The sequence below is a fragment of the Pseudoalteromonas sp. MBR-15 genome (assembly GCF_053628915.1).
This window is the reverse complement of the sequence record NZ_JBRJHH010000002.1, coordinates 206,234-232,067: the sequence shown is the minus strand read 5'-3', so window position 1 is coordinate 232,067 and position 25,834 is coordinate 206,234. Positions and strand designations below refer to the sequence as shown.

The following is a 25,834-nucleotide window of genomic DNA, read 5'->3' as shown; positions in this document are numbered from 1 at the left end:
GAGCCAAATTATTTAAGGCATAACAATGAAAAAACTGTTTCTTAGTGCATTATTGGGCTGCACCACTTTAGTCGCTACCCACGCGAATGCTAATTATTTTAAAGATAATTTTTCATGGGGATATGATAGCTCTGTTTGGACTGCACGTACTGGCAGTAATGGCACACCCTTTGGTTGCGCATTTAAAACTGATTTACTAAATCCCAGTGAGCATGGTTTAACGTTGTCATTAGCACAAGGCTCATGTTCAGAACTACAAAGCAACCATTTTTATGGGTACGGTAAAGTTCAGGGAAGATTAAAATCTGGCAACGTGGCGGGCACTGTTTCATCAATTTTTACCTATACATCGTGGTGGGATAGCCCTGGACGAGCGTGGCAAGAAATTGATATTGAATTGCTTCCTTCGTTAGGTAATGTTGTTCATACAAATGTGATTTACCAACCGCAAGGTGGTCAATACCAAAGTTGGGAAAAGGATATTGACTTAAGTCAGTATGGGCTAGATTACCGAGAAAACTTGCTGACTATTGGCTTTGATTGGTCAAGCAATGCCATTCGCTGGTATTTATTCGATGCCAATGGCCATGAGCAAACGATCCGAACGGTGTATAAAGAAAACGGAGATGGTCATTTAGCAGAGAATGAAATTCCAGCTTACGCGTGGCCCGTCGATAATAGCAAAATAATGATTAATCATTGGCATGGTGATAATTCTGTCGAAGCAAATTATTTCCCAGGTCAATATTATGGCGCTTCATCTTGGGTATATTACGATTTTATTGAATACATACCGCGTTGATTTTCTCTGTAATTAATTGTTTTTATAGGTTTTTGATGTCTAAATTTAAATTTTTAAAGTTACTGTTTTGCCCACTCTTTTTAACCGGTGTTGTTCATAGCCCATTGTCGTATGGTGTAGAAACGGGCAGTGTAAAATGGCCAAATGTTAATACGAAACTAAAACGCGATCCTGCAGTTGAAAAGCATATAGATAAACTGCTAGCCACGATGACAATTGAGCAAAAAGTAGCACAAATGGTTCAGCCAGAGATTGGCTATTTAACGGTTGAGCAAATGCGTAAGTATGGCTTCGGTTCATATTTAAATGGTGGGAACACGGCCCCTTATGGCAATAAACGTGCATCAATGGACATGTGGTTAAAGTACGCTGATGAGATGTATCTCGCTTCAATGGACGCATCTGTCGATGGTATTGCTATTCCGACTATTTGGGGTACCGATGCCATGCATGGCCACAGTAATGTTTATGGCGCAACGTTGTTTCCACATAATATTGGACTTGGCGCAGCTAGAGATACTGATTTGATTAAGCGAATCGGTCAAGCGACAGCTAAAGAAGTTGCAGCAACAGGAATTGAATGGAGCTTTGCACCAACCGTTGCTGTAGTAAGGGATGACCGTTGGGGGAGAACGTATGAAAGTTATTCTGAAAACCCAGATTTAGTAAAAGAATATGCTGCAGAGATGGTGATTGGTATCCAAGGAGAAATCGGCAACGACTTTTTGAAAAATACCAAGCGAATTGCAACAGCCAAACACTTTGTTGGTGACGGTGGTACAGAGCGCGGTATAGACCGTGGCAACACCATTATCGACGAGCAAGGATTAAAAGTGATTCATAGTCCGGGCTATTTTTCAGCCATTAATGAGGGTGTGCAATCGGTCATGGCCTCTTTTAATAGTTGGAATGGTCAACGCGTCCACGGTGATAAGTATTTATTAACAGAGGTACTGAAAAACCAAATGGGCTTTGATGGTTTCGTTGTTAGCGACTGGAATGCGCATAAATTTGTTGAAGGGTGCGATATTGAGCAATGTGCTGCTGCCATAAATGCGGGTGTTGATGTCATAATGGTGCCTGAACACTTTGAAGCTTTTTATCATAATACGGTTAAGCAAGTGAAAGAAGGTGTGATACCAGAGGCTAGAATAAATGATGCGGTTAGACGTTTTCTGAGAGCTAAAATTAGATGGGGAGTGTTTGCAAAAGGTAAACCTTCATTACGACCTGAGTCGCAACACCCTGAATGGTTAGGTGCTCAACCACATCGAGAGTTAGCTAGAGAGGCAGTGCGAAAATCTCTTGTACTACTTAAAAATAACAATAATGTACTGCCAATTAATGCTAAAAGTCGCGTTCTCGTTGCCGGAAACGGTGCTGACAATATTGCTAAGCAAGCTGGTGGATGGAGTGTCTCATGGCAGGGAACGGACAACACCAATGATGACTTCCCCAATGCAACCTCTATCTTTGCGGGTCTAAAATCACAAATTGAAAAGGCGGGTGGTGACGTTGAGTTTGCTGAATTTGGCGATTATTCTGTTAAGCCTGATGTCGCGATTGTCGTAATCGGTGAAGAACCTTATGCCGAATGGTTTGGTGACATTGAGTACCTAGAATATCAATATGAAACCAAAAAAGATTTAGCATTATTGAAGACGCTTAAGGCAAAAGGTATTCCAGTTGTTACTGTATTTTTAACGGGTCGTCCACTTTGGGTAAATAAAGAGCTGAATGCATCAGATGCTTTTGTGGCTGCGTGGTTACCGGGGTCAGAAGGTGAAGGTATTGCTGATATTTTATTAACCAATGAAAAAGGCGCTATTCAGTATGATTTCACAGGGAAATTGAGTTTTTCTTGGCCAAAATATGATGACCAATATTCGTTAAATATTGGCGACGAAAATTACCAACCATTATTTGAGTATGGTTATGGTTTAACATACGATGATACGGTTAACTTACCTGTGTTAACCGAAAAAACGACACCGAGGAAAGTGGCAAGTACAGATTCGAAAGCGTTGTTTGTAAGAAGTTTATCTGACAACTTAGTGTGGACTCTTCAAGCTGGCCAAACTGATAAAGTCATTACCAAAAATTCATCGGCTACAAGTACTGATGGTATGAGTTTGTTGATGCAATCGGTGAATTTATCTTATCAAGAAGATGCGCGACAATTTATTTGGCGTTCTGGAACAGATAAAGCGACATTTGCTTTAGCGTATCAAAAACCAGAAAAAATGAGTGAGATGTATCAGTCAGGTTATTTAACACTGAAGATGCGAATTAATAAGTCACCCGGTGAACATACTGATTTACAAGTTATGTGTTCTCAGAAACAGTGTTTACGGAAGGTTAGTTTTTCTTCATTTGATGCGATACTGAGTGATAAAAAATGGCATACCTTAGCAATACCGTTAAGCTGTAACGATAAGGGTACTGAGTCGAAAGCGATAACTGAGGTTTTGAAAGTTGAAGCAAACGAAGCGAGTATCGCCTTCGCAGACATTGGTTTAACGATTAAACCTAACAGTGATGCTGTAGTGGTAAAATGCAGTAATTAAATTTGGAGCAAAGCAGTGGGGTTGATAGCCCGACTGCTTTGCTTTTTGGATAAATGATTTGAATACATCGAACCCTCGTAGCCAGTTATTTTGGTTATTTCAAATTTGCGGTTGGCTAGTTTACGCGATTCTGACCGAACTCATGATCAAAGTTCCCAGTAATGAACCATGGGCTATTCACATCCCTCACCTGATAATTGATACGTGCTTTGGCTTTTTAATTACTCTTTTTCTAAGAAAGGTTTTCACCTATCTCAGTTTACTCGAATTTAAGTTAAAAGTAGCATTGCATATCGTGGTCGTTATCTCTGCAACCTTAATTTGGACCCAAATAAAGTGGGTCACTTTACAATGGTTCTATGGTAACTTTTGGCTGCCAATGAGCTGGTTTGATTTTGGTACTTGGACATCCGCCTCATTGACAATGTTGTCGACATGGACTGCCTTTTATTATGGTATTAAGATTTATTTAGATAACTTAGAACAAACACAAAAAGCGGCTGAGGCAACACATTTAGCAAAAGAGTCCCAGCTAAAAATGCTTCGTTACCAGCTTAATCCTCATTTTATGTTTAATAGTATCAATGCGATTTGTACATTAATCCTAAAAAAGGAAAGCTTAGAAGCCGTTAAAATGCTTGAAAAGTTATGTGATTTATTGCGACACAGTTTGTATACCGACCCGCTTGAAAAAGTCACAATTAAAGAAGAAATCGCTATTCTTCGTACTTATTTAGACATTGAGAAGTGTCGTTTTGCAGATAAACTATCTGTTAATATCTCAGTTGAAGAAGGGTGTAGTGAGCTACTTATTCCCTCTATGCTAATTCAGCCATTAGTTGAAAATGCACTCAAGCACGGTATGGCAGCTGATAAAACAATGGCTATAACAATCGTAATTGAAAAGAGTAAAAACACCCTAATAATAAAGGTTTCAGACACCGGCAAAGGCTTCACACATAATGAGAGTACTAAACGTGGAATAGGCTTGGCAAACTGCGAGCAACGTTTGAAATTAATTTATGGTAAAGCTCAGCGGATAGAAAAAGGCAATCATTCATCTGGTGGAGCTTGGGTATGTATGACATTGCCAATTAATGGTCTTATTAAATGATTCAGTTAAAAACGTTATTAGTTGACGACGAGTATAGTGCAATTGAAGGCCTACGTATTAGGTTAGAAGAATTTGCTGAGATTAACGTCATAGGCAGTGCAAGCAGTGTGGATGACGCAATTCAGTTTCTGAATGAACATGAAGTAGATTTAATTTTCTTAGATATTGAAATGCCATCAAAGTCTGGCTTTGAATTAATAAAACATTTTCAACCTGAAACCTGTCCTGCTGTTATTTTTGTCACTGCATTTCATCAACATGCAGTGCGGGCTTTTGAAGTCAGGGCAATTGATTACTTATTAAAACCAGTCAAACTCACTAGGCTAGCAGAGGCCATAGACAGAGTGGTTAATAATGTAAAGCTATACCAAAAAAGTGAATTAATAGAAGTACAACAAGAAATAGACAAAGCAGAAGAATCAACATTTGAAAAATCAGCGCAGTCAATTTATAAGTTTGACGATGAAAACTTGGTTATTAGAGATGCAAAAAGCCCAATTCAAATAATACCTTTTGCAGATATTCTATGGATTGATGCGGCGGGTGACTACATGTGTGTCCACACAGAAACGGAAACCTATGTAATGCGAGCCAGACTAAAAGAGCTTGAAAGCAATACCTTACCAGAGGCATTTTTGCGAATTCATAAATCGACGATCATCAATCTAGAGTATGTAAAACAGCTTGATCCCTTGCGTAACTCTGAGTACATGGCAACACTACACAACGGAAAAACACTAAAAGTAAGCCGTACTTATAGTAAACATCTAAAGGGCTTATTTAAATAATGACGTGATAATAGTTGCTGACACTGCGTATATTGCGAGTGGCAGCAACGATGATTAATACTTATCACATTACTGTTTTGACTATACTGATTTTACAATATTAAAACCAATCACACCGAGAACAGCACCTGTAACTTTATCTATAAAATAAGACGCTTTAACAAATTTTTCCCTGACTCTTTGTTTGGATAGCATGTAAATAATGGCAACATCCCATATAAAAACAATCAGGGTCATCCACACACCTAAAATCACCTTAAAGGTAATGCTAACCTCAGGAGTGAGCGCGACCGTAAACAAGCTCAGATAAAATAAGAGATTTTTTGGATTAAGAATACCTGAGAGGAATCCAGTCGCAAACTCTTTACAAAAGCAGGTGAACGAAAACGCAACCGAGCTGTGAGCTGCGATAACAACATTATTGTAAGCGCTCTTTGGTGCTTTCAACGCGTGAAAAGCGATATACATTAAAAACAGCCCTCCAATCACTTTAAGTGCGATCATTAAGCCAACAGACGTTGATAAAATTGCCCCCACACCAATCAAACATAACCCTATATAAACTGCATTTGCTATCGCAATTCCGAGGGCGACGCCAATAGCGTTCTTTTGGTTTCCTTTTAGAGCACTTTTCACTACCAGTACGAAATCGGGTCCTGGGCTGAGTAAAGCAAGGAAATGGGCTAGTGCCACAGAAATAAAAATACTCAGTAAACTTATATCCATATATACCTCTGTTAAAAATTATCTAGATTTAATTAGCGCTTACGGGCTTTGATTGAAAAAACCAATGGAACCTGTTGCCCGTTATGTAATAGTTGATAACCAGCGTGGGGAATATATTCTAGGCCATCAAAGCAATCATAAGGGCTGAAAGGGTATTCATCGTATGCTTCTATACTTAATCCCGCTTTTAGTAATGAGCTGATTACTTCACTTATTGAATGACTCCAACTGACTGTTTTGGATTTCGTGCCATCGCAGTTTTCGGTGTATGTTCCTTCCTCTTCAATATCAGGTGTTGATTTAGGAAAGTAACTGTAGCCATCAAAAAGTCCTTGAAAAGGATGAAATTCAATTAAGTAGAATTCACCACCAGCCTTCAAAGCATCGGCAATAACCTGTGCCCAGTTATCTAAATTTGGCAGCCAGCTAAGTACCCCATAAGACGTGAATACAATATCGTATTGTGTATCATTGAACTGACCGAACTGGTAAATATCACTTTCAATGAAATGCGCATTTAAAGCAAGAGAGTCTTTGAGTTTATTTGCCTGTTCGATAGCCGTTGATGATAAGTCAACGCCAGTTACATTAGCCCCCAACCTTGCCCAAGACAAAGTATCTTGGCCAAAGTGACATTGTAAATGCAGAAGTGACTTCCCTTTAACATCACCCAAAAGTGAAAGTTCTATGGGGTTTAGTGACGTTTGGCCTTCTATAAATGCGGGGAGATTGTAAAATTTTGATGCGATGTGCAATGGGGTCTTGTTGTTCCATGCCTCTTTATTAATTTTAATATAATCCATCATTATTCCGTTTAAATATATGCGAATATTTAGCGGGGCTCCCTCATAAGAGCAACGCTAAGCATAGAGTATAATAGCCTGTACTTTTTAATATAAGCCTTTAGTCACAGTGTGAACCCCGTTTTATAAAATCATTAAGCCAGTGTTGTTTTTGGGCATCGTCACATAATATGACTGAGCGTATTCTGCAGCTAGCTCTGCGGGTGTGTCCATTGTAAGAATGACTCTTGCAGTTTTCCCTTTGAGGAGTTGAGTCGCGAGTAAGTTGCTATTTTAAAATTTAAAAGTTGAGCCCGGTAAAAATGCGCGATCAAATAAGCCCAATGAAGAGATTTGCTAAATTTCTTTAAACATGGCGCAAGCGGTTGGTCATCATCATAACCACACATTAAATTTGGATCAAAATCCATTTCGGGTAGATTAACAATACGAATGTTCGCGGACTTGCGTGCTGCCTGTGCATATTTATCAGTAATACTCGATGAAAAGCTGTTCTTTTTAGGATTGCCATTTACTAATATAATATTTTTCACAATTACCTCTCATGGATAGAAAATAATTGTTATTTTAAAGTCTCCCCTGTGGTGGAGAGTCAATAGGCTTTCATTATAAAGAGTGTTTATTAGCAAATATTTATAATGTGAAATATTAATGTACTTGTATGGGGTCTTGGTAAAATTACATTACGGGTAGCTGCGGTTATTTATTTTTTACCAACCAGTTAAAAGATTGTCGCAAAAAGTCTGTTGCGTCTTTCTTAATTATTTCACCATGCGCCATAATTAGCATATCTGCCTCCCAGGCAAATATCTTTCTAATATGTTTACTCGCTTGTGTTTTATTAAACATAAAGCTTAAGCGCCAGTCTATCGGCGTTTTTCCCTTTGGCGCTAAAATACCTGCGCCTTTAGCCAGCCATTTTTGCCAAAAGTTAAAATCGTTACCCGAAAAGTTTTCAACCAAATCGGTGACTATTAGGGTGTTAGATTGCTTATGAAAGAAGACACATTCCTCCATTAATGCTGAACCGGTGAATAATATCTGTGCAATGTCGTGTGACCAAGGGTATGACGTTTCATTATTTAATGATGCGTTGAATGAAATGTCATTGCGTTTCTTTATAAGCTCTTGCGTGCCATAAACTTTAGCGTCGCTGTATGCATCTATCCATTGTGGTAAAAACAAGTGATGAAGGTGGTTAGGTGCAATTAAAAACGTTACTTTTCCTAAGCTATCTACTTGCTGCTGCAAAGCCTCTGTTAATTCGATAGGGCTGTGTACCCACAACTCATTATTAGAAAGCTTTATTATGGTCATACGCGTAGAAAAGGGTAAGCCTAAAAACGTGACACTTTTGCCATTAAAGATCCAAAGGTTTTTTGCTAAATTTTCCATGTCATTCCTTATAGTTAGAAATCACTTATAAACAACGCAGGCAAGGGCCTGAAAGAGTAGGCTACAAAGCGAATTTATCTATTCAAAAACATACCAATTCAAAAACTAACCGATTAGTAAACGGATAAGCAGTTTGTTTAAAATGATTTGATTTATTTCGTAATCGCGACCTTTTGTCCATCATACACTCTCACGTTAAGGGGAGAGTCAAGAGGTGTTTGCTGATTGATTATACTGATACATGAATCTATTTTGGCAATTTTTGCTGCGGTTGCGTTTATTTGCTCTGTTAGACGTTCTTTTAGTATCACTAAAAACTCACTAATTTCTGACCAGTTAGCCTTTGAATCCTTAAATTTAATTAATCCCTTAAGTTCAGACAATGTGACGCCTAGGGTTTTAGCTTCAGAAATTAGCTTTAATATTTCAACGTGATCGTCTGTGTAGACACGGTACTTTCCTTGTCTTAGAGGTACTGGTATGAGACCTTTTTCTTCATAAAATCGGATTGTTTTGACAGTTAATTGTGTCTTCTTTGATACTTCACCAATAAACACCAACATCTCCTTTATCATATTTAGATATTAGTTGAATGTAACAAGTAGAAACGAAGACGTTGTCAACGCTCTACTTATTTATATTAGATAATACTCTCAAGGGGTTACCGTTAATTTGACCTTGGCGTTGAGTCTCGCATCATAAGATTGGGCGAAAAGATATGTTCTATATCGGCACGATTTTGTTTATAAATATCTCTTAAAACTAAATTAGCGGCCATTTTCCCCATTTGTTCAACGGGATTGTCAATCGTCGTGAGAGTAGGGTACAAATAACTTGTAAAATGAACATTATCGAAGCCAACAATTGCGAGATCTTTAGGAAGTTCAAAATTATGTTCTCGCGCACATTTCATCACGCCCGACGCCATTTCGTCATTAGCACACACGATGGCAGTAAATTGCTTTTTGTTTTCAAAAAAATGCTTTAAACCATTGTATCCGCCCGTTTCCTTAAAATCGCCAACATACAGAGATTGCTCATCAAAATGGATATTGTATTCGTTTAGAGCCTTTTTATGCCCTGTCAGACGGTCCGCTGCATCTGGCTTAAACAAGGGCCCTGCTATGTAAGTTATATCGCGGTGCCCTAAGTCTAGTAGGTGCTTGGTTGCTAAATAGCCTCCCATGACATTATCAAGGCTTATGCAGTTTTCTTTCATTTGCTCAACATATCGGCTGATTAAGAAAATAGGGGTTTTTCCTTTATTTAGCTCAACTAAATAATCATCAGTAACAGCCTCAACATGGGCAATAATGGCGTCACAGTTTCGAGAGATCAAAAATTCTAAACCATTTTTTTCTTTGTCTTCTTCACTGTGCCCCGGCGTGATTATGACATGCTTACCTGCCGCTCTTAGTTGGGCTTCAATGGCAGACATCATTTCTCCAAAGAACGGACCGTCGAGCTCTGAGACTAACACGCCAACACTATTTGAACAGTTTGAAGCAAGAGAACGAGCAATAGAGTTAGGCTGATAGCCTAGCTGTTTCATTGCATCAAGCACTTTTTGTTTTGTTTTTTTACTTACATAGTCGTTTTCATTCAACACGCGAGAGACGGTTGAAAGAGAAACACCCGCAAGCTCAGAGACCTGATAAATAGTTGCCATAATGATAATTTAATAAATACCTTTGTAGATTAATTTACAGACTTGCACGTCTAATTGCCAAGTCTTCTGTAATTTTTTCTGTCATCTCAGTGGTTAATGGATATAAGAGCATGAGTGCGGCCGCTAAAAGTGCAAACGCTGCGGGTAACCAGCTCATAAGCAATTTCATACCTTCTAAAGATTGAGCGATTGTTGTTTCATCCATACCGTTATAGCCGTAGCCCGCGAGTACGACTAAAACAAGCGCACCGGCGAATCCACCGCCTGTCTTTTGCACAAATGTACCTGCAGAATAAATAAGGCCAGTAGCACGGCGGTTATTTTTCCACTCAGAATAATCAGCACTATCACCGAGCATCGAGAAAAACAGGGTAGGCATCATGGCTGCAAAGAATTCGGCACTACAACCAAGAGCAAAGATCAGCGGGATGTTGTCACTTGGTAGCCAGAAAAAGGCAATTGTAAACAGGGCGCTTAGAATTAATGAAAGAATAAATAAAGTGCGTTTTCCAAATATTTCAGCCAGCTTCGCCGTTAGTAAAGCCCCAAAGATAGAGACAACTAACAAGGCAATAAAATATTGTCCGGCCATCAGCTCATTACCCACATAATATTTAAAGTAATAGGCAATCACACCGTACTTTATGCCATTAAACATCATGGTTAAAAAGCCCATGCCTAATAATATAAGCCAAGGTTTATTGGTTAATAAGTCCACTATATCCTGCTGAGAGCCACTGAGTTTACTGTGATCTTGAGACAGCAATTTACGAATGACAATTGTCATTAAGCCCATTGTTACTGCAAAGAAAAGGCCTGAATAAAGTTCACGATAATAAAAAAACAACGTAGTTGCTAATAATGGAAGCACTATAAAAGGTAAGCTCTTACTTAAATCTAATAACTCATATTTTAATGAGGTCTGTTTTTTTAAAGCGGGTTGAACGCGCTCTTTCGTACTGGCAAAGGTGATCAGCATGAGTATTGTGAGTAAAGCAGCGAATAAATACATAGTGTATTGATAACCTTGCGCACTGTTTCCTTGGCCAAAGTAAGCAACTAAATCCGGTAAAAAACCCATCACTAATAGTCCACCAGTGAATGCTCCAGCAAAACGGAATCCAGAGAGTTTTGCCCGCTCTAGGTCATCCCCTGTCATGACTCCCATTAAAGCTGAATAAGGGACATTACTTACTGTGTAAGCTAATGTGAGTCCGATATAAGTAAAGTAGGCGTATATTAGTTTTGCGACTGGGCTAATGTTGGGGGTGGTAAAGCACAGTACCATGAATAACGCTAAAAAAGGCGTCGACCACAAAATCCAAGGACGAAATTTTCCTAGTCGCGTTTGCGTGCGGTCAGCTATCATTCCCATAATGATATCGGTGACACCATCGGATAAACGTACGACTAGAAAAAGGAGGGCAGCGGCAGACGCTGAAATACCAAACGTGTCAGTATAAAAAACGGCTAAGTAGGCTAATGCGCCACGCCACACTAAGTTGGCGCCCGCATCACCCATTGCGTAGCCTATTTTTTCATGTAAGGGCAGAGTGTTTTTTATCATTATTGGTATCTTTATTATTAGCGGTTTTTAATTAAGTGACTGTATGCGTTGCCACTGTCTTTAATAACACGTTGCTGGGTTACATAGTCGACATAAACAATACCGAAACGTTTTGAGTATCCTTCTGCCCATTCAAAATTATCCATTAAGCTCCATGCAAAATACCCCGAGACAGTAACACCTTGCTCCATTGCGTCGTTCACAGCATTTAAGTGGCTATTATAATAATCAATTCTATCTTGATCATGAACCTCTGAATTAATCATCTTGTCATCCATAGCTGCCCCATTTTCAGTAATAAAAACAGGAGGTAGCTGGTATTTTTCATGCAGCGATACTAATAATTCAGTGAGCGCTTTTGGGTATATCTCCCAGCCAATATCGGTCATTGGTGCTTGGTGAGGCATTTCTTCATAATAATCAGTTTCGCTCGCTTGATAGTGTAATCGCGTGTAAAAATTGACACCCAAAAAATCAAGTGGTTGAGCAATTGTTTCCATATCCCCTGGTAATATGTCAGGTTTATGAGCCTCAGGTAACTGCTCTATAATGTCAGGGTATGCTCCGGTCATTACCGGTTTCATGTACCATTGATTTATATAGTCATCAGCAAATGCTGTGGCAGCTAAATCGGCATCACTTTGAGTAACTGGGTAACAAGGGGTGAAGTTAAGTACAATTCCATTGAGCGCGTGTGGGCTATTTTTATTCAGGACCTTCATGGCTAATCCATGGGCAAGTAATAGGTGATGCGCTGCTTTTCGGCCAAATTCACGGCCTTTTATTCCAGGAGCATGAACACCAATTTCATAGCCTAAGTATGAACTACAGAAAGGTTCATTCAATGTCGCATATGAATAAACCTTATCACCAAATGCTTTACTTATTAAATCGACATAGCGTTCAAATTCAAAGGCGGTTTCTCGATTTAACCATCCTCCTTTGTCTTCCAAGTGTTGCGGTAAATCCCAATGGTAAAGCGTCACAAAGGCTTTTATATTGCGACGTGCTAACTCATCTAGTATATCGGTATAAAACTTTACACCATCATGATTTAAAGTGCCGTCTAAGGTTATGACTCGTGGCCAAGAAATTGAGAGGCGATAAGCATCCACTCCCAAAGAGTCAATGAGAGCAATATCTTCACGCCATTTTATGACATGTTCACACGCACGTTCACCATTCGAATTATCGGCGATTTTTCCTGGGGTTGCGCAAAAAGTGTCCCAGATGCAGGGGAGGCGCTTATCCGCAGAACCTTCAATTTGAAATGAAGCCGTAGCGACGCCATAGATAAAGTCTTTGCTAAGCATAGGTGAGTTTTTTGGTAACGTGAGCTGAGTCATTTAAAGAAACCTTTGGTGAACAATTGCAAGTTAAATGGTGACTAATTCTTTTCTACTGAAAGCGCTTCCATATTTAGGTTAGAGACTAATTTGGTTATGGTCAATAGTTTATTTTAATAACGGGTTTAATACGGTGTTTTTTGCATTTTAAAAAACAATAAAGCAAGTGTTACTGCTTGCTTTATAAAAGAAAAAACGATTAATAATTCCACATCTCTGCTGACACTCGCTGTAATAGTATGACCTTATAAAACGCGTATACTTACCAAACATATTTAACGAGGTATGAGTACTGACACAGCATACAGACTCTATGCGATATGAGCCTAAAAAGTGCGTGGCAATCAGTCAATACACTAATTGTTCTGTGAGCAATACTTACTTACAAACTCTTTATGGTTAGGCAATTGCGCAAGGCGATGTGCTATTTGCTGTTTAATACCGTGTAAAAACTGCATTAATTCTTGTTCACTCATTAAGCTGGCTACATGATGATATTGCTGTGGCTTTATTCCTTGACCAAGCATTACCTGCACCCATGAATCAACGCGAAATATGTCACCGTCATCTAAAAAAACGCGCCCTGTTTGTTTAAATAATGCAATTTTATGGCTGAGTGTTTGAGTGATCTCCATTGTTTTGCAATGACGCCAAAATTCACTATCGTCGCGGTCGGTTACCCTGTAGTGCAGCACGATAAAATCACGAATGCTCTCGAGTTCAGATTTTAATTGTTTGTTGTATTCATCAATTGCATGTTGGCTGATATGGGTGAACGGGAATAATCGTATAAAGCGGATTATACCGGTCATAATAAGGTGAATACTGGTTGACTCGAGAGGCTCTAAGAAGCCACTTGCGAGACCCAAAGCGAGGCAGTTTTTATTCCAGCCTTTTAGACGACGCCCCGTTTTAAATTTTATGACTTTTGGGTCTGTTAAAATCTCGCCACTAATATTGTTGAGTAATAGGTGTGTGGCATCCGCATCAGTCAAATAGCGACTGCAATACACTAAGCCATTACCTGTACGGTTTTGTAATGGTATTTGCCACTGCCAGCCCGATTGGTGCGCGATTGACCGTGTATACGGGAGAATTTCATCTGAGCCCGTTGTTTGTAAAGCGACAGCGCTATCACACGGTAATAAGTGTGACCAGTCTTCAAAGCCTGTATGCAAGGCTTGCTCTATAAGTAAGCCTTTAAAGCCAGTGCAATCAATAAAAAAATCCCCCGAAACGGTGGTGCCATTTTTTAACGTGACACTTTCAATGAAGCCATTCGTTGCAGATTTGTTGATGTGCTCTATCTTTCCTTCTATGCGTTTTACGCTGTGTTGTTCAGCAAAATCTCGTAAAAATAAAGCATAGCGATTGGCATCCAAATGAAAGGCATAGTTGATTGGGTTTTGCTTGTTGAAGCCAAATTTTCCGTGTTTTGCAGCCTGCAATTCGTAACAATAGTCGCCAAAATCATCTTTAACACCTTGATTTTGAGCATGTAACCAAAAGTGATGGAATTCGCCAGCCCAGCACTCTTTGCCTGTCATGCCAAACGAGTGAATATAGTCACTGTTTGGTTTGTGCCAATTTTCAAAACTGATCCCGAGTTTAAAAGTCGCCTGTGTTTGTGTCATGAAGCGCTGTTCATCTATACCCAGTAACTTATGAAAGGTGCGAATAGGGGGGATTGTTGCCTCGCCGACACCGACAGTCCCAATTTCATCAGATTCAATTAAAGTGATGGTTATTTCATTGCCTAATAATTTAGCTAACGCAGCTGCGGCCATCCAACCGGCGGTACCGCCCCCAGCAATAACGACATGTTTGGTAAAGTGATTTGTCATTCTTAACCCTTACTTAGCTAATAGTTGTTGGAGTAATAAGCGGTTGCTAGGTAAATTTTTTAAGTAGTGCCCAATCCGCTCTCGATTTAGCTTACACAGTTGCTGCGCAAATTCTTGCTGTTTTGTGCTCATATGAGCGGGTAAACGGGTGTGAAAACCCATGCCATAAAGCACATATTGATAACTAGCCGAAGGGAATACTTCTTCATTTTCAATTAAGTCAAACCGACTTGGCGGTTGATAACACCATAATTCGAGTAATTTCTGTAACGCGGTTGGAATTGTATTCGTTTGGCGGTTATCGAGCCAGTATGGGCTATCATTGCGTTTGCTAAGCACATAATGGAGTTTTAAGAACTCGATGACTTTTTGCCAGCGGTAGTTAAAGCGCTCATTAAAACGTGCGCTTAATAAAGTCATATGTTGGCGGTTTGACGGCATTTGCTCGCTTAGCATACTAATACTTAGCTCCACCATCGCTAAAGCTGACGCTTCCAAGGGCTCAATAAAGCCTTGTGACATACCAACAGCGACACAGTTTTTATGCCAAAACTCTTTTCTGTATCCTGGTGTAAAGCGCAGGGTCCGAGTATCAAGTTGCTCCGCTAGTTTGGAGCCAATAGATTGCTCTGCATAGTGTTTTAAGGTCTTTATTGCCGTTGCTTCGTCACAATATTTATCACTGAATGTGTATCCTATGCCGCGTCGAGTAGGTAATCCAATATCCCATATCCAGCCTGCTTGTTGCGCAGTGGATAACGTTGCTGACGCGATATTATCGTGTGGATCTTGATAGGGAAGGTGGGTCGTGACGGCGCAATTATTGAATAAAATGTGATTCTGATTTAAGTACTCTATTTGGTAGTGCTTTGCAATTAATAAGCCTGCACTACCTGAGCAATCAATAAATAAATCCCCAGAAATAGCTGCGTTACTGAGCGTATTTACGCTTTGAATATAGCCATGACTATCATTATTTGCATTCAGTACATCATCAACAATGTGTTTTACATTAAGCTTGTTAACACAATGATGCGCTAAAAAGTGAGCAAACTTATGTGCATCAAGGTGGTATCCATAATTTGTAACAGCTGCATAATCAGGTGTTTGGGCTTGCTTTGGGGCGAGAGCGGCCTGACAAACAAAGCTTTGCATGTTTACAGTGTCAGCGTATTTATGCGCAGGGGATAGGTATTGCCATGCCGCATGAATATCACATTCGGTATAGCCTTGAGGCACCATAAAAGGGTGATAGTAATTATCGCCTTCTAATTCTGTCTGCCAGTTAATAAATTTAGAACCTTGTTTAAACGAGGCGTCACAATGACGTAAAAAGTCAGTTTCTTTAATACCGATGCGTTGCAGTGTGTTTCGCATCGACGGCCATGTGCCTTCTCCAACCCCAGAGATCCCAATATTAACTGACTCGATTAACGTTATGTTTTTATCAGGGTGTTCGCTTGCCAGTAATCCCTCTGTTAACCAACCTGCGGCGCCACCACCCACGATGACTATGTTATTTATGTGTGTATTCATAGCATTACTTTAAATAATAAAAGCCGCTCCAAACAAGGAACGGCTTGCGGGCATAAAAAGGGTTCAGCTAAATATGCCTCTGACAACAAAGCTAATTCTCATTACCATGAGCAATAATTAACCAGCGGTCCACACTGAAACACGTACGGTGTTTGTGCATCAAGAGACTGGCTAAAAATGCATCACGATAAGAGATAGTATCTAGAAGTTATAGCGCATACCGACATTATAACGCGCGCCATTTTGTTCTAAATTCCATAACTGTGCTTTGTAGCGACCATGCTGGCGGCTATTTTGTTCTGTGATGTTAATCCCTTCTATAAAGAAAGACATTTTTTCACTGTAGTTATATGCCACATTAAAATCGACTTGATAATATTCTTCTGTGAATGCTGGTTCGTTAACATATCGTGCAGCACTGTTTAAGAACTTATCTCGCCAGTTATAGGCAATACGCGCTTGGAATTTATCATTTTCGTACATGGCTATGATATTTGCTGTATCACTTAAACCGACTAATGCAAATTGTGTTGTTGTGGGATCTGCTGCAACGTTAAAATCAATATCGCCATTTACAATGGTGTAGTTGGCTTGAACACCAAACCCAGAGTCACCGAAGAAGTGCTGAATCGCTAATTCATACCCGTCTATTTTGGCGTCTTTATTGTTGGTTGGCACTTGAGCTGTAAATTCCATTAACGGATCGTCACCATTAGGCAATATATCATATGCGGCTTCGAATTCTTCGTAGCTCATTGAGTCAAATTCAACCCCATTTTCCATTGCAGCCACCATTTGGAATAGGTTTGAATCTGTTATTGCAAGTCCTCTGGCTTGTAATTCAGCAATGGCCGCTTGTGCACGAGGGCCAGCTGAGACATCACGTAAGTCATAGTAGTTTTGTGTCATGGGTGTTAAACCAATAAAGTTGTCGACTTTTTTATTGTAATAACCAACAGATACATAACTAACATCACTGTAATACCATTCAACAGACACATCAAAATTGTCAGACTCAAGCGGGACTAACCCCGGGTTACCTGTTGATGCTGGTGCATTCGTTGTTCCCGGAATAAGTTTTGGACCTGTAGGTACGCCGACAGTCGCTGCAGAACTTAAATTATCATAAGTAGGGCGGGCGATCGTGGTGCTGTATGATGCTCTCACTTTTACATCATCAACCACGTTTATATCGAAATCGATACTCGGTAAAAAATGGTTGTAGTCAGAACTGAGAGAGTAATCTTGTTTATCTGTACCATAACGCACATTGAAGTCATTATTGCCTTCCCATGCAACAGCATTAGGTAAATCAATATTAGCAGTTGATGTGACATCTGTGGTTTCGTAACGCGCACCCACTAATAGGTTGAATGGCATATCACCTATTTCACCTTGATGTTTATATTGTACAAAGGCTGCTTTAATTTCTTCTTTTATTGTTCGGTTGGTCGCGAATGCACCGTCAGCAGCAAAGTTAAAACCGTACTGTTGTGCAGCCCAATAACCAATTTCAGATGCACTGCCAGTAAACCCTTGATCAAATGATCCTGAGGTATCGTAGTCATCAAATTCATTTAAAAAATTAGTCGGGTTTAAATAACCATCAGGAAGTTCCCCTGGGTTTTCGATACCCCAGTTACCCATTGTGTTTCGAGTAAGAGATTGTAATGAATGACTTTCCATTGAACGAGACTCAATGCCGAAGTCAATCACGCCCGTTTCTATTTCATATTTACCGAGTAATCGGAATTCATCGACCGTTGATTCTTGACGAGCAAAGTTACTATCAAGAATAGAAGTACCTACATCGCTTTGTTCCAAAGCACCACTGCAGTTTAGGTTAGTGCGCGAGCAATCATCAAAATTGATAACCATCGAAGGAAGATCGCGGCTAAAGTCAACTTGCTGGCCTGCAACTATATTGGCACCTAATCCCGCATTTACCCAGCTGCCGTAGGGGGCATCGGGTTCACTTGTTGCTTTTGAGCTATGTGCGTCAAAAACAAAGCTGAGTTGATCATTAAAAAAGTACTCAAGGTTTAGGCCGATAGAGTCATTTTTATTTACTTGATTTAACTCTTGTAGAGCCAAACCTATATCTCGAGTTGATAAATCACGACGCTCTTCTTGGTAATAAATAGGCGTTTTTACGGCATTATCGTCAAATATTAGGTGGGTTTTATAGTTATCCATCCATATTGACTGCTCTGCGCGTGCTTCATATAAGTCTTGTTGCGAATAGGTATAATCAAGTGTTGCTGTTAATGATTCGACGGGACTATATTGTAAAGTTAATTGAGCGTTCGTACGTGTTCTTTCGCGGTCCGCAATTGTATAGCGAAGATCAGATGGCATTGAATAATACTGGCCCATAGCAGGGGCGTTCTCAACAATAATGTCATCAGCTGCTTGTGGAATTGTTCCATCGTATGCTGTTGTTCGCCATTCGTTGACAAATGCACCCGTTGCAGAGCTATCACGTTTTTGCATACTCGCGGTGAGTGATGCGCCAAATTTGGCATCGGCATCAGTCCAACTAAAAATACCTGATATCTCTGGAGTGATATCATCAGCAACACGATTTGTTGTATCGTGCATTGCTTTTACACCCACGTTTGCAATTAAACCAGGGTTATCTAATGGGCGAGTTGTATTAATGTTGATTGCTGCACCAATTCCACCTGAAGCAATGCTTGCTTTACCTGTTTTATAAACTTCGACTGATTTAACACTTTCAGAGGCTAAGTTTGCAAAGTCATAAGCTCTTGAGTTAGGTGTTCCTCCTCCCGCTGGTAAGGAAGCTGCTGGCATAGTACGGCCATTGAGGGTAACCATATTATAATCAGGACCAAAACCACGCACAGTAACCTTCGAGCCTTCACCATTACTTCTATCAATTGATACACCCGTAATGCGTTGTAATGATTCTGCTAGATTCGTGTCTGGGAATTTACCAATATCTTCAGACGATATTGCATCCACAACACCGGAAGAGTAGCGTTTTAGTTGCGTTGATTCTTTTATACTACCTTTAAAACCAGTAACTTGAATAACTTCAATGTCGCTGTTGTGTTCAGTTTGTTCTGCGAAGGCCGGTAAACAGGTACTTGCACCTAAGAGCAAAGATAAGCTAGTTGCTAACTTTGTTCTTTTAAAGTTATGGCTTGACATTAGGTTTCCCTCGTTCTTTATCATTGTTATTCACGCAGCAAGTGCATGCTATTGTTGTCTAAATATGCCTTTTCATAAATATGGAAGCGCTACCATAAATAACGAAAAAGAAAACGCTTCTGAAAGCGCTTCCAGAAAAGGGTAGTGCTAATTTTCGTTTACGTCAACAGTTGATTTAAAAAATTGATTAAAAAATAACACAAGCCATTTACCGTTATTTATTAATTCGTTTTCATTATTACCGTTTACTTCATGTAGTAATTAAATAATAAATAAGTGCGGTAACTAACAGAGTCATTGCGATTTTTAATTATTCTACGACACGCTTAAAGCTTGCAGTATCTGGCGTGGGCTAGGAGCAGTGAGCGTGATATAACCAACAGTGCTAGGGGAGATATAATTAAGAGTGGGTGTGCTTTAAGCCACTGGGCTAATTATTTTTATGTAAAAATTTTGGAGAGAATTAATTGGTACGACCGAGTGGATTCGAACCACCGACCCCTACCATGTCAAGGTAGTGCTCTAACCAACTGAGCTACGGTCGTACAATAAAGAAATATCCAATAAATCGTGGTACAACCGAGTGGATTCGAACCACCGACCCCTACCATGTCAAGGTAGTGCTCTAACCAACTGAGCTACGGTTGTATTTTGATTTTAGCGGTTGTTTAATTGGCTAAACAACGGTGGCTAATATATAGCGACTGGTTTCTTGAATCAAGCTGCTTTAGCTATTTTTGTGTTAAGTGCTGTTTTTTTATTCATAATGGACTAATTTCACACTGCTTATAAAAGTTTTGCCACCAAGTAACGTGTTGTTTTGCTGAAAATTTAAGCTGTGTAAGAATGTTGCCTTCATGGCTGCTATCAACATAATGACCTAACGTTGGGTCTTGCCATATTTTTTCGTATAAAGGTAGCAGTGACTCGAGTTTACCCGTTAAGAATGATTGATAGGGTTGTAACTGCTCTAAATAAAACTTTTTAAAAATATTACTGAGCTTTTGTGCTTTCTGTTTATTTTTGTTAACAGGGCAGAGTGCGTCTATTTCATATTGCTGCAATAACGTTGTGAGTTGCTCATTATAATGAATTTGTGTTCTTACGGCAGACACTAATAAGGTGTTGTATTTAAACTTATTTAATACTTCTAACGCGTTTATAAGCGACGCTGTATCAATTTCACTAATGTCACCGGTTTTAATTTGTTCGTTTAACATCGCGAACATGCTCATAGCGTGCTCGGTTTCTGTGAAGCCTGCCGTGTGTTCATCTAAGTTAGATGACGTAAGTTGCCAAATAACTTTGAATTCTCTTTCGTTAGTTATCATTGCTTCAAAATACTGCGGGAGCGTTTGTTGTTTTTGCTCAGAAGCTTGGGCAATTTTTGTATACAGCGGATTGTCAGGCGATAGGGTATCTAAGCACTTTTCAGCGGCTTGAATAAATTCAATTTGATAGCTAAGCACACCCGCAGCAGTGGCTGTTTTACCTAATTGATTATTATGCTCTGCAATTAACGTTGCGAGTTCACATTGACGTAACTGCGCAAGTTCTAACATGCCAATGGTGTGAGCGCTGCCTGAAACGATATCAAAATGAACGGGCTCAATGCGCGCGGGTTTAGTGAGTTCAAATTCTTTAAATGCAAGAACATTATTGAGCCTTTCGGCATATGTTTTGTTTATATCACTGGCTGAGGGTGAGCAACCAAATAGTACAAGGCTCACAGCACACACTGTGAGCTTAAATAAAGACTTAGTTTTGCTGAAAAGGTGCATAGTTAAATCGCCTATGAACTGTGTACATCAACATGATGGCCGCAGCACTGAGGCCAACGATAATACCTATCCAAAACCCATGAGGCCCCATCGCTGGCACAATTAAATCTGTACGAGCAAGTACGAATCCAAGTGCAAAACCGATCAACCAATACGACACGAAGGTAATATAACCAATTGGGGCGGTATACTTTAAACCACGTAAAATTCCATTGGCAGAAACTTGTAATGCATCAGGTAATTGGTAAATACAGGCAAGTACCATGATTGATGAGGCAAGCGCTAAAACCTCAGGATTATCTGAGTACAGTTGGCTAATAATATCTCGCGCAAAGAAAGTCACACTCGCCAATAAAAAGGCAATAATAGCGGCTAAAATATAGCTTGTACTCACCGCACTTCTTAATTGTTTGAAATGCTGTTGTCCAAACAAATTACCAATACGAATACTAATAGCTATAGATAAACTCAACGGCATCATGAAAAGTAAAGTGGTTACACTCGCCGCTATTTGATGGCCTGCGACAGCAACAGCACCTAAATGTGCAATAAACAGCGGAATACAAGCAAACAGTGTCACTTCGAAAAATGTGGCCAGTGAAATAGGAATGCCGACTTTAGTGATTGCCCACATAGTGGCAGGCTGTGGTAACGAGAAATTCGCTAATAACGCCTTCGCATTAATTTTTTTATCAAAATGGCAGTATATCATTTGTGTGATAGCCATCGCCGTAAAGACTAACGCGGTTGCAATACCACAGCCTGCACCGCCATACGCATTAAAACCTAAATGACCGTGTATAAACACGTAGTTAGCAGGAATATTAACGGCTAAGCCAATTAAGCTTATGTAAAAAGCAGGTTTGGTCATGCCCATACCCTCAGTGATATTGCGATAAACACTAAAGAGTAAAAAGCCAAAAATGCCCCATTTTACAAAATGTATATACTGTTCAGCGAGCGTTGTAATCGCCGCTGTTGTATTTAAATGAGAGAGAATACTGTCAGCTAAAGTAGCAAGCCCTAAGCCAATGACACTAAGCACCAGCGCTAAATATAGGCCTTGTTGAAAATAATGGCTTATGCCGTGTTTGTCATTTGAGCCCGAAAACTGCGCAATAATTCCCGTCAGTGCAAGCAGGATACCTTGAAGCGCTAACATTAAGGGGTTCCAAATACCTGTTGCGATTGATAAAGCAGCCAGATCTGTTGCACTCACTTGTCCTGCCATTACGGTATCAACAACCGTCATTAATATCAGGGTCACTTGCGCCAAAAATACAGGGATGGCTAAAGAAATTAACCGTTTGGCTTCCCAACTACAAAAAGACATAAAATACACAACTAAAAAAACAGGTTGTCATTGTAATCTATTCAAAGATCAATAAAAATCGCAGATATGTATTTTGCGAATAAAAGAAGACGCCAAGATGTTTACTGGAATTATACAAACTCAAGCCATTGTCGAACACACAAAGCTCGAGGGTGGGGTACTAAGGTTAACCTTAAAAGTCGCTAATGAGTATGCGCAAAAACTGACTATGGGTGCCAGCATTGCAATTAATGGCTGTTGTTTGACTGTTGTCGAATTTAAAGCACTTCAGGACAGTGATTTTACACTTATTTATTTTGATGTGATTGATGAGACATTAAAGTTGACTAACCTTGGTCAATTGCAAAACGGACATTGGGCCAACTTTGAGCGCTCCGTAACGGTAGGCACTGAGCTTGGGGGGCATATTGTATCGGGCCATATTCACTGTATGGCAAACATAACGTCTATTATACATGAACAAAATAACTGCAAAATGCATCTTGCAATCGATCCAAAGTGGCAAAAATATGTATTGTACAAAGGGTTTGTCAGCGTAAATGGTGCAAGTTTAACTGTGGGTGAGGTTGATGAGCGTGGTTTTTGGTTACACCTCATACCTGAAACTCTCGCGATTACTAATTTAGATAAACAACGCGAAGGCAATCTACTCAATATTGAGGTTGACCAACAAACTTACACAATTATAAACACGGTTGAAAACTATTTGGCACGACAAGCAAATTAAAAAATTTGCTCGTCGTCACTGTCAACATGTAATTCTAATTTGTTGTGTGCGTAGTCAATGTGCATGTTTAAATGAATAGGGTTACAGCATGCGCTACATTCTTCGTAATAATCTTGGTCGCCTTCGCTGGCATCTAATGCCACGAATATATGATGTCCACAATGAGGGCAGGATATACGTTGAGAAAAGTTATCTTTCATCAGCTTTTACCTTAATCAGGCATGCCTGAATTCGTTAAATTGCAATCTTATAAAATCGTAATTGAATAGTGATGAACGCAAATTTAATAAGATTGATATAACTTACACACTAACCGCTAAACAAGCGGCTAGCACCTGTATATAAACGTGTTCTATCTACACTATAGTCCTGTTCTTGCGTTTATGACATTCGTTTTACAGCAATTTAAAGTTTATTTAAGCAGCAAATCAATTTGTTGTTTAGCTTCAGTCAGATAGTGTCCGGCAAAAATATTAGCGTGATTTAAAATAGGGTATAGCTGATAGATCAATTTACGCTGTTCATAGCCATTTTGCAGGGGGTATTGTTGATTGTATGCAGTATAAAAAGCATCAGGAAGCGGTGCAAAAAGTTCGCTCATAGCGATATCGCATTCCCGGTCACCATAATAGCAAGCAGGGTCATACAGACTAGGAACCGCTTGTATAAAGCCCATATTTCGTCGCCAAAAGTCACCATGCAGTAATGACGGTTCGACATTATGGCCGTGCAAGGTGTCTTTAATAAAAGCGATAAACATATCTTGATCAACGAGTTCAATGCCTTTTTCTTGCAAGAGTTGAAGTTGCCAACCAATCCGTTCTTCTGCAAAAAAAACATCCCATTTTTTGTGCCATCGGTTTGGCTGGACTGTGGGGCCTAAAAAGTTGTCGTGATCAAAACCAAACATGGCTTGCGTATGCTTTTGATGAAGTGTGGCTAAATGTTCGCCCATCGTATGCCAATTTGAGTGAGGAAGTTTGTCCAGTTCTAACCACTCTAAAACGATGAATGAAAATTCAATATTGCACCCTGTGGCAATGCAGTCGGGGATCATAAATAAGCTTTCTTGCGTTAAAAGCTTTAAATTAAAGGATTCGCACTCTAATCTTTCTAAATCACTTAAGTGAGCCACCTTGACAAAAAATCGGTGATTTTCATCGCGCAGTTCAAAGTATTTATCGCTGTTGGGCGATTGCAGTTGGCGTTTAAAGGTATGCTTAAAATCAAAGTGCATAGCTTGGCTTATCTGTTCATTCACTGAATTCCACATAATATCGCTCACCTTTTAACCATGTAGTTAAACTATGGCAAAAAGTCGGTGAATTAACAATCTCATAGCGTTAATATTATTAAATATTTTGCTGTGTGCGTGAGGATTTAAATGAATAAAAGTCTTGTTACTAATTTAGTGGCTTTGGCCTTCGTGTTAGTTGGATTTTTGTTTGATCAGGCAATTGTATTATCTGTGGGATTATTTGCTTTGTCTGGCGCTGTAACAAACTGGTTAGCGATACATATGCTGTTTGAAAAAGTGCCTTTCTTGTATGGCTCAGGTGTCATTACGCTAAAGTTTGAGTCGTTTAAAGCATCCATCAGACAGTTAGTCATGACGGAATTTTTCGCGGCAGAGAAAATAGATCAAGTGATGGCTCTTGCGAAACCTCAAATAGAATTAGAGCCTGTTATTGCTGAAGTAAACCTAAGCCCAGCCTATGACTCATTAATCGAAGTTATTGAGCAATCGCAATTTGGCAGTATGTTAGGAATGTTTGGTGGACGTGATGCCTTAGAGCCAATGCGTGAGCCGTTCATAAATAAAATGAAACAGGCCGTCATTGATATTTCTCACAGTGACGAATTTAAAACAATACTCGATGAAAAGCTGTTTGCAAACTCGCACATTGGTGGCTCGTTACATAACACGGTAGAAAGGTTAGTGGATGAGCGTTTAAACGAACTAACTCCCGTTATGGTAAAAGATATCATTCAAACAATGATTAAAGAACATTTAGGCTGGCTGGTTATTTGGGGTGGCGTGTTTGGTGGTGTATTTGGCTTAATTGCTGCGCTTTTATAAAAAGTGTGTAGCAGACCTATACAAGGTCTGCTACATCAAATCTGTCATTATTTAGAACCCGAAATTACGTAGACGGTGTTATCACTGACTTTAGCGATATCTTGAATACTTGTTTTTGTTTGTTGCTCTAAATTTAAGTAGCTTGCTGATTTATTAAAGCCATAGGTGCTGGCAAACTGTGCCGTAGACATATCATTGCACTGTAACTTGTCTGAGATGACGCGTTTGTTTAAGCGTAAATCACGCATTGTTTGAGCAAGGTTTATGGGTTTATTTGACACAATAGCCATACATGCTTGTGTCCCTGCAGAATTATCTGCAGCTACAAACTGTGCGGCGTTTGCATCTGTTGCTGCCATTGAAGAACCGACAATAAGTGCTGTACCAAATGCTAATGTTAATGTATTCATCTTTCTCTCCAGTTGTTTGTCCATGTGACATGAAAGTCGTGCAACCTCGCGTGGGATACTTCACAATTCCTATTTGCTATGCACCATTAAAGTATTACCCTAAATTCGATTGATTGCTGTTAATGAAAACGGACAAGATGTAAGCAAGTATGTAGATGTGTACCCCAATATA

22 protein-coding genes and 2 tRNA genes are annotated in these 25,834 nt (G+C 39.6%); 6 read left to right on the top strand and 18 right to left on the bottom strand.

Annotated features, from left to right (window positions below; genetic code table 11):
* The first annotated feature begins 25 nt into the window (after positions 1 to 25).
* From ACSSVW_RS04120 to ACSSVW_RS04105, 4 genes are read left to right on the top strand one after another with little or no spacing between them, the layout of a single operon-like run.
* Positions 26 to 802 (top strand): family 16 glycosylhydrolase, encoded by a 777-nt coding sequence (locus tag ACSSVW_RS04120; RefSeq protein ID WP_074989384.1) that lies wholly within the window; start codon positions 26 to 28, stop codon positions 800 to 802.
* Between the two features lie 35 nt (positions 803 to 837).
* Positions 838 to 3,369 carry a glycoside hydrolase family 3 N-terminal domain-containing protein gene (locus ACSSVW_RS04115; protein WP_454178901.1) on the top strand — a complete coding sequence of 844 codons (2,532 nt, stop codon included), beginning with the start codon at positions 838 to 840 and terminating at the stop codon, positions 3,367 to 3,369.
* A 58-nt stretch (positions 3,370 to 3,427) separates the two neighbouring features.
* Positions 3,428 to 4,483: a sensor histidine kinase gene (locus ACSSVW_RS04110; protein ID WP_227006816.1), complete on the top strand. Its 1,056-nt coding sequence runs from the start codon at positions 3,428 to 3,430 to the stop codon at positions 4,481 to 4,483.
* A complete protein-coding gene (locus ACSSVW_RS04105; protein ID WP_454178900.1) occupies positions 4,480 to 5,271 on the top strand; it encodes a LytR/AlgR family response regulator transcription factor in 792 nt (263 codons plus the stop codon). Before ACSSVW_RS04110 ends, ACSSVW_RS04105 begins: the two co-directional genes overlap by 4 nt.
* Positions 5,272 to 5,352: 81 nt before the next feature.
* Here the strand turns inward: ACSSVW_RS04105 and ACSSVW_RS04100 are convergent, their stop codons facing one another.
* From ACSSVW_RS04100 to ACSSVW_RS04030, 15 genes are all read right to left on the bottom strand, one after another.
* A complete protein-coding gene (locus tag ACSSVW_RS04100) occupies positions 5,353 to 5,997 on the bottom strand; it encodes a LysE family translocator (protein WP_454178899.1) in 645 nt (214 codons plus the stop codon).
* A gap of 32 nt (positions 5,998 to 6,029) precedes the next feature.
* The gene (locus ACSSVW_RS04095) at positions 6,030 to 6,800 is read right to left on the bottom strand and encodes a class I SAM-dependent methyltransferase (RefSeq protein WP_074989380.1); all 771 of its coding nucleotides are present in this window, start codon (positions 6,798 to 6,800) and stop codon (positions 6,030 to 6,032) included.
* 191 nt (positions 6,801 to 6,991) lie between these two features.
* Positions 6,992 to 7,333: a hypothetical protein gene (locus ACSSVW_RS04090; RefSeq protein WP_454178898.1), complete on the bottom strand. Its 342-nt coding sequence runs from the start codon at positions 7,331 to 7,333 to the stop codon at positions 6,992 to 6,994.
* Positions 7,334 to 7,499: 166 nt separating this feature from the next.
* Positions 7,500 to 8,195, bottom strand: coding sequence for a DUF4336 domain-containing protein (locus ACSSVW_RS04085; protein WP_075593515.1), 696 nt, complete (start codon positions 8,193 to 8,195; stop codon positions 7,500 to 7,502).
* Positions 8,196 to 8,347: 152 nt separating this feature from the next.
* The gene (locus ACSSVW_RS04080; RefSeq protein ID WP_454178897.1) at positions 8,348 to 8,752 is read right to left on the bottom strand and encodes a MerR family transcriptional regulator; all 405 of its coding nucleotides are present in this window, start codon (positions 8,750 to 8,752) and stop codon (positions 8,348 to 8,350) included.
* A 110-nt stretch (positions 8,753 to 8,862) separates the two neighbouring features.
* Positions 8,863 to 9,864, bottom strand: a complete 1,002-nt coding sequence (locus ACSSVW_RS04075; protein WP_304635183.1) for a LacI family DNA-binding transcriptional regulator — start codon at positions 9,862 to 9,864, stop codon at positions 8,863 to 8,865.
* Positions 9,865 to 9,898: 34 nt separating this feature from the next.
* The gene (locus ACSSVW_RS04070) at positions 9,899 to 11,431 is read right to left on the bottom strand and encodes an MFS transporter (protein WP_454178896.1); all 1,533 of its coding nucleotides are present in this window, start codon (positions 11,429 to 11,431) and stop codon (positions 9,899 to 9,901) included.
* A 17-nt stretch (positions 11,432 to 11,448) separates the two neighbouring features.
* Positions 11,449 to 12,777, bottom strand: coding sequence for a GH1 family beta-glucosidase (locus ACSSVW_RS04065; protein WP_421418336.1), 1,329 nt, complete (start codon positions 12,775 to 12,777; stop codon positions 11,449 to 11,451).
* Between the two features lie 356 nt (positions 12,778 to 13,133).
* Entirely contained in the window at positions 13,134 to 14,621 is a 1,488-nt protein-coding gene (locus ACSSVW_RS04060) for a tryptophan halogenase family protein (RefSeq protein ID WP_454178895.1), read from the bottom strand.
* 9 nt (positions 14,622 to 14,630) lie between these two features.
* Positions 14,631 to 16,157: a tryptophan halogenase family protein gene (locus tag ACSSVW_RS04055; RefSeq protein WP_454178894.1), complete on the bottom strand. Its 1,527-nt coding sequence runs from the start codon at positions 16,155 to 16,157 to the stop codon at positions 14,631 to 14,633.
* Between the two features lie 201 nt (positions 16,158 to 16,358).
* The gene (locus tag ACSSVW_RS04050; RefSeq protein WP_075593519.1) at positions 16,359 to 19,331 is read right to left on the bottom strand and encodes a TonB-dependent receptor; all 2,973 of its coding nucleotides are present in this window, start codon (positions 19,329 to 19,331) and stop codon (positions 16,359 to 16,361) included.
* A 468-nt stretch (positions 19,332 to 19,799) separates the two neighbouring features.
* Positions 19,800 to 19,876, bottom strand: a tRNA-Val gene (locus ACSSVW_RS04045).
* A 26-nt stretch (positions 19,877 to 19,902) separates the two neighbouring features.
* A tRNA-Val gene (locus tag ACSSVW_RS04040) sits at positions 19,903 to 19,979 on the bottom strand.
* A gap of 113 nt (positions 19,980 to 20,092) precedes the next feature.
* Complete coding sequence (locus ACSSVW_RS04035; RefSeq protein WP_454178893.1) at positions 20,093 to 21,061, bottom strand: DUF3080 family protein; 969 nt, start codon at positions 21,059 to 21,061, stop codon at positions 20,093 to 20,095.
* Positions 21,062 to 21,089: 28 nt separating this feature from the next.
* Positions 21,090 to 22,445 (bottom strand): MATE family efflux transporter, encoded by a 1,356-nt coding sequence (locus ACSSVW_RS04030; protein WP_065978464.1) that lies wholly within the window; start codon positions 22,443 to 22,445, stop codon positions 21,090 to 21,092.
* Positions 22,446 to 22,542: 97 nt separating this feature from the next.
* Between ACSSVW_RS04030 and ACSSVW_RS04025 the strand changes: the two genes are divergently transcribed.
* A complete protein-coding gene (locus ACSSVW_RS04025; RefSeq protein WP_180310864.1) occupies positions 22,543 to 23,172 on the top strand; it encodes a riboflavin synthase subunit alpha in 630 nt (209 codons plus the stop codon).
* Here the strand turns inward: ACSSVW_RS04025 and ACSSVW_RS04020 are convergent.
* Complete coding sequence (locus ACSSVW_RS04020; RefSeq protein WP_036968072.1) at positions 23,169 to 23,372, bottom strand: CPXCG motif-containing cysteine-rich protein; 204 nt, start codon at positions 23,370 to 23,372, stop codon at positions 23,169 to 23,171. The genes ACSSVW_RS04025 and ACSSVW_RS04020 overlap by 4 nt on opposite strands.
* Before the next feature lie 212 nt (positions 23,373 to 23,584).
* Positions 23,585 to 24,445, bottom strand: a complete 861-nt coding sequence (locus ACSSVW_RS04015; RefSeq protein WP_065978462.1) for a fructosamine kinase family protein — start codon at positions 24,443 to 24,445, stop codon at positions 23,585 to 23,587.
* 111 nt (positions 24,446 to 24,556) lie between these two features.
* On the opposite strand from ACSSVW_RS04015, the gene ACSSVW_RS04010 reads away from it, so the two are divergent.
* Entirely contained in the window at positions 24,557 to 25,252 is a 696-nt protein-coding gene (locus tag ACSSVW_RS04010; protein WP_036968078.1) for a hypothetical protein, read from the top strand.
* A gap of 47 nt (positions 25,253 to 25,299) precedes the next feature.
* Here ACSSVW_RS04010 and ACSSVW_RS04005 read toward each other — a convergent pair whose 3' ends face one another.
* A complete protein-coding gene (locus tag ACSSVW_RS04005) occupies positions 25,300 to 25,662 on the bottom strand; it encodes a DUF3718 domain-containing protein (RefSeq protein WP_036968081.1) in 363 nt (120 codons plus the stop codon).
* Between the last annotated feature and the right edge of the window lie 172 nt (positions 25,663 to 25,834).

What these genes read in the sequence shown, in the direction of transcription:
- ACSSVW_RS04120 (WP_074989384.1), top strand. Translation starts at nt 26, where the DNA reads ATGAAAAAACTGTTTCTTAGTGCATTATTGGGCTGCACCACTTTAGTC.
- ACSSVW_RS04115 (WP_454178901.1), top strand. Translation starts at nt 838, where the DNA reads ATGTCTAAATTTAAATTTTTAAAGTTACTGTTTTGCCCACTCTTTTTA.
- ACSSVW_RS04105 (WP_454178900.1), top strand. Translation starts at nt 4,480, where the DNA reads ATGATTCAGTTAAAAACGTTATTAGTTGACGACGAGTATAGTGCAATT.
- ACSSVW_RS04100 (WP_454178899.1), bottom strand. Translation starts at nt 5,997, where the DNA reads ATGGATATAAGTTTACTGAGTATTTTTATTTCTGTGGCACTAGCCCAT.
- ACSSVW_RS04095 (WP_074989380.1), bottom strand. Translation starts at nt 6,800, where the DNA reads ATGGATTATATTAAAATTAATAAAGAGGCATGGAACAACAAGACCCCA.
- ACSSVW_RS04085 (WP_075593515.1), bottom strand. Translation starts at nt 8,195, where the DNA reads ATGGAAAATTTAGCAAAAAACCTTTGGATCTTTAATGGCAAAAGTGTC.
- ACSSVW_RS04075 (WP_304635183.1), bottom strand. Translation starts at nt 9,864, where the DNA reads ATGGCAACTATTTATCAGGTCTCTGAGCTTGCGGGTGTTTCTCTTTCA.
- ACSSVW_RS04070 (WP_454178896.1), bottom strand. Translation starts at nt 11,431, where the DNA reads ATGATAAAAAACACTCTGCCCTTACATGAAAAAATAGGCTACGCAATG.
- ACSSVW_RS04065 (WP_421418336.1), bottom strand. Translation starts at nt 12,777, where the DNA reads ATGACTCAGCTCACGTTACCAAAAAACTCACCTATGCTTAGCAAAGAC.
- ACSSVW_RS04060 (WP_454178895.1), bottom strand. Translation starts at nt 14,621, where the DNA reads ATGACAAATCACTTTACCAAACATGTCGTTATTGCTGGGGGCGGTACC.
- ACSSVW_RS04055 (WP_454178894.1), bottom strand. Translation starts at nt 16,157, where the DNA reads ATGAATACACACATAAATAACATAGTCATCGTGGGTGGTGGCGCCGCA.
- ACSSVW_RS04050 (WP_075593519.1), bottom strand. Translation starts at nt 19,331, where the DNA reads ATGTCAAGCCATAACTTTAAAAGAACAAAGTTAGCAACTAGCTTATCT.
- ACSSVW_RS04030 (WP_065978464.1), bottom strand. Translation starts at nt 22,445, where the DNA reads ATGTCTTTTTGTAGTTGGGAAGCCAAACGGTTAATTTCTTTAGCCATC.
- ACSSVW_RS04025 (WP_180310864.1), top strand. Translation starts at nt 22,543, where the DNA reads ATGTTTACTGGAATTATACAAACTCAAGCCATTGTCGAACACACAAAG.
- ACSSVW_RS04020 (WP_036968072.1), bottom strand. Translation starts at nt 23,372, where the DNA reads ATGAAAGATAACTTTTCTCAACGTATATCCTGCCCTCATTGTGGACAT.
- ACSSVW_RS04015 (WP_065978462.1), bottom strand. Translation starts at nt 24,445, where the DNA reads ATGTGGAATTCAGTGAATGAACAGATAAGCCAAGCTATGCACTTTGAT.
- ACSSVW_RS04010 (WP_036968078.1), top strand. Translation starts at nt 24,557, where the DNA reads ATGAATAAAAGTCTTGTTACTAATTTAGTGGCTTTGGCCTTCGTGTTA.
- ACSSVW_RS04005 (WP_036968081.1), bottom strand. Translation starts at nt 25,662, where the DNA reads ATGAATACATTAACATTAGCATTTGGTACAGCACTTATTGTCGGTTCT.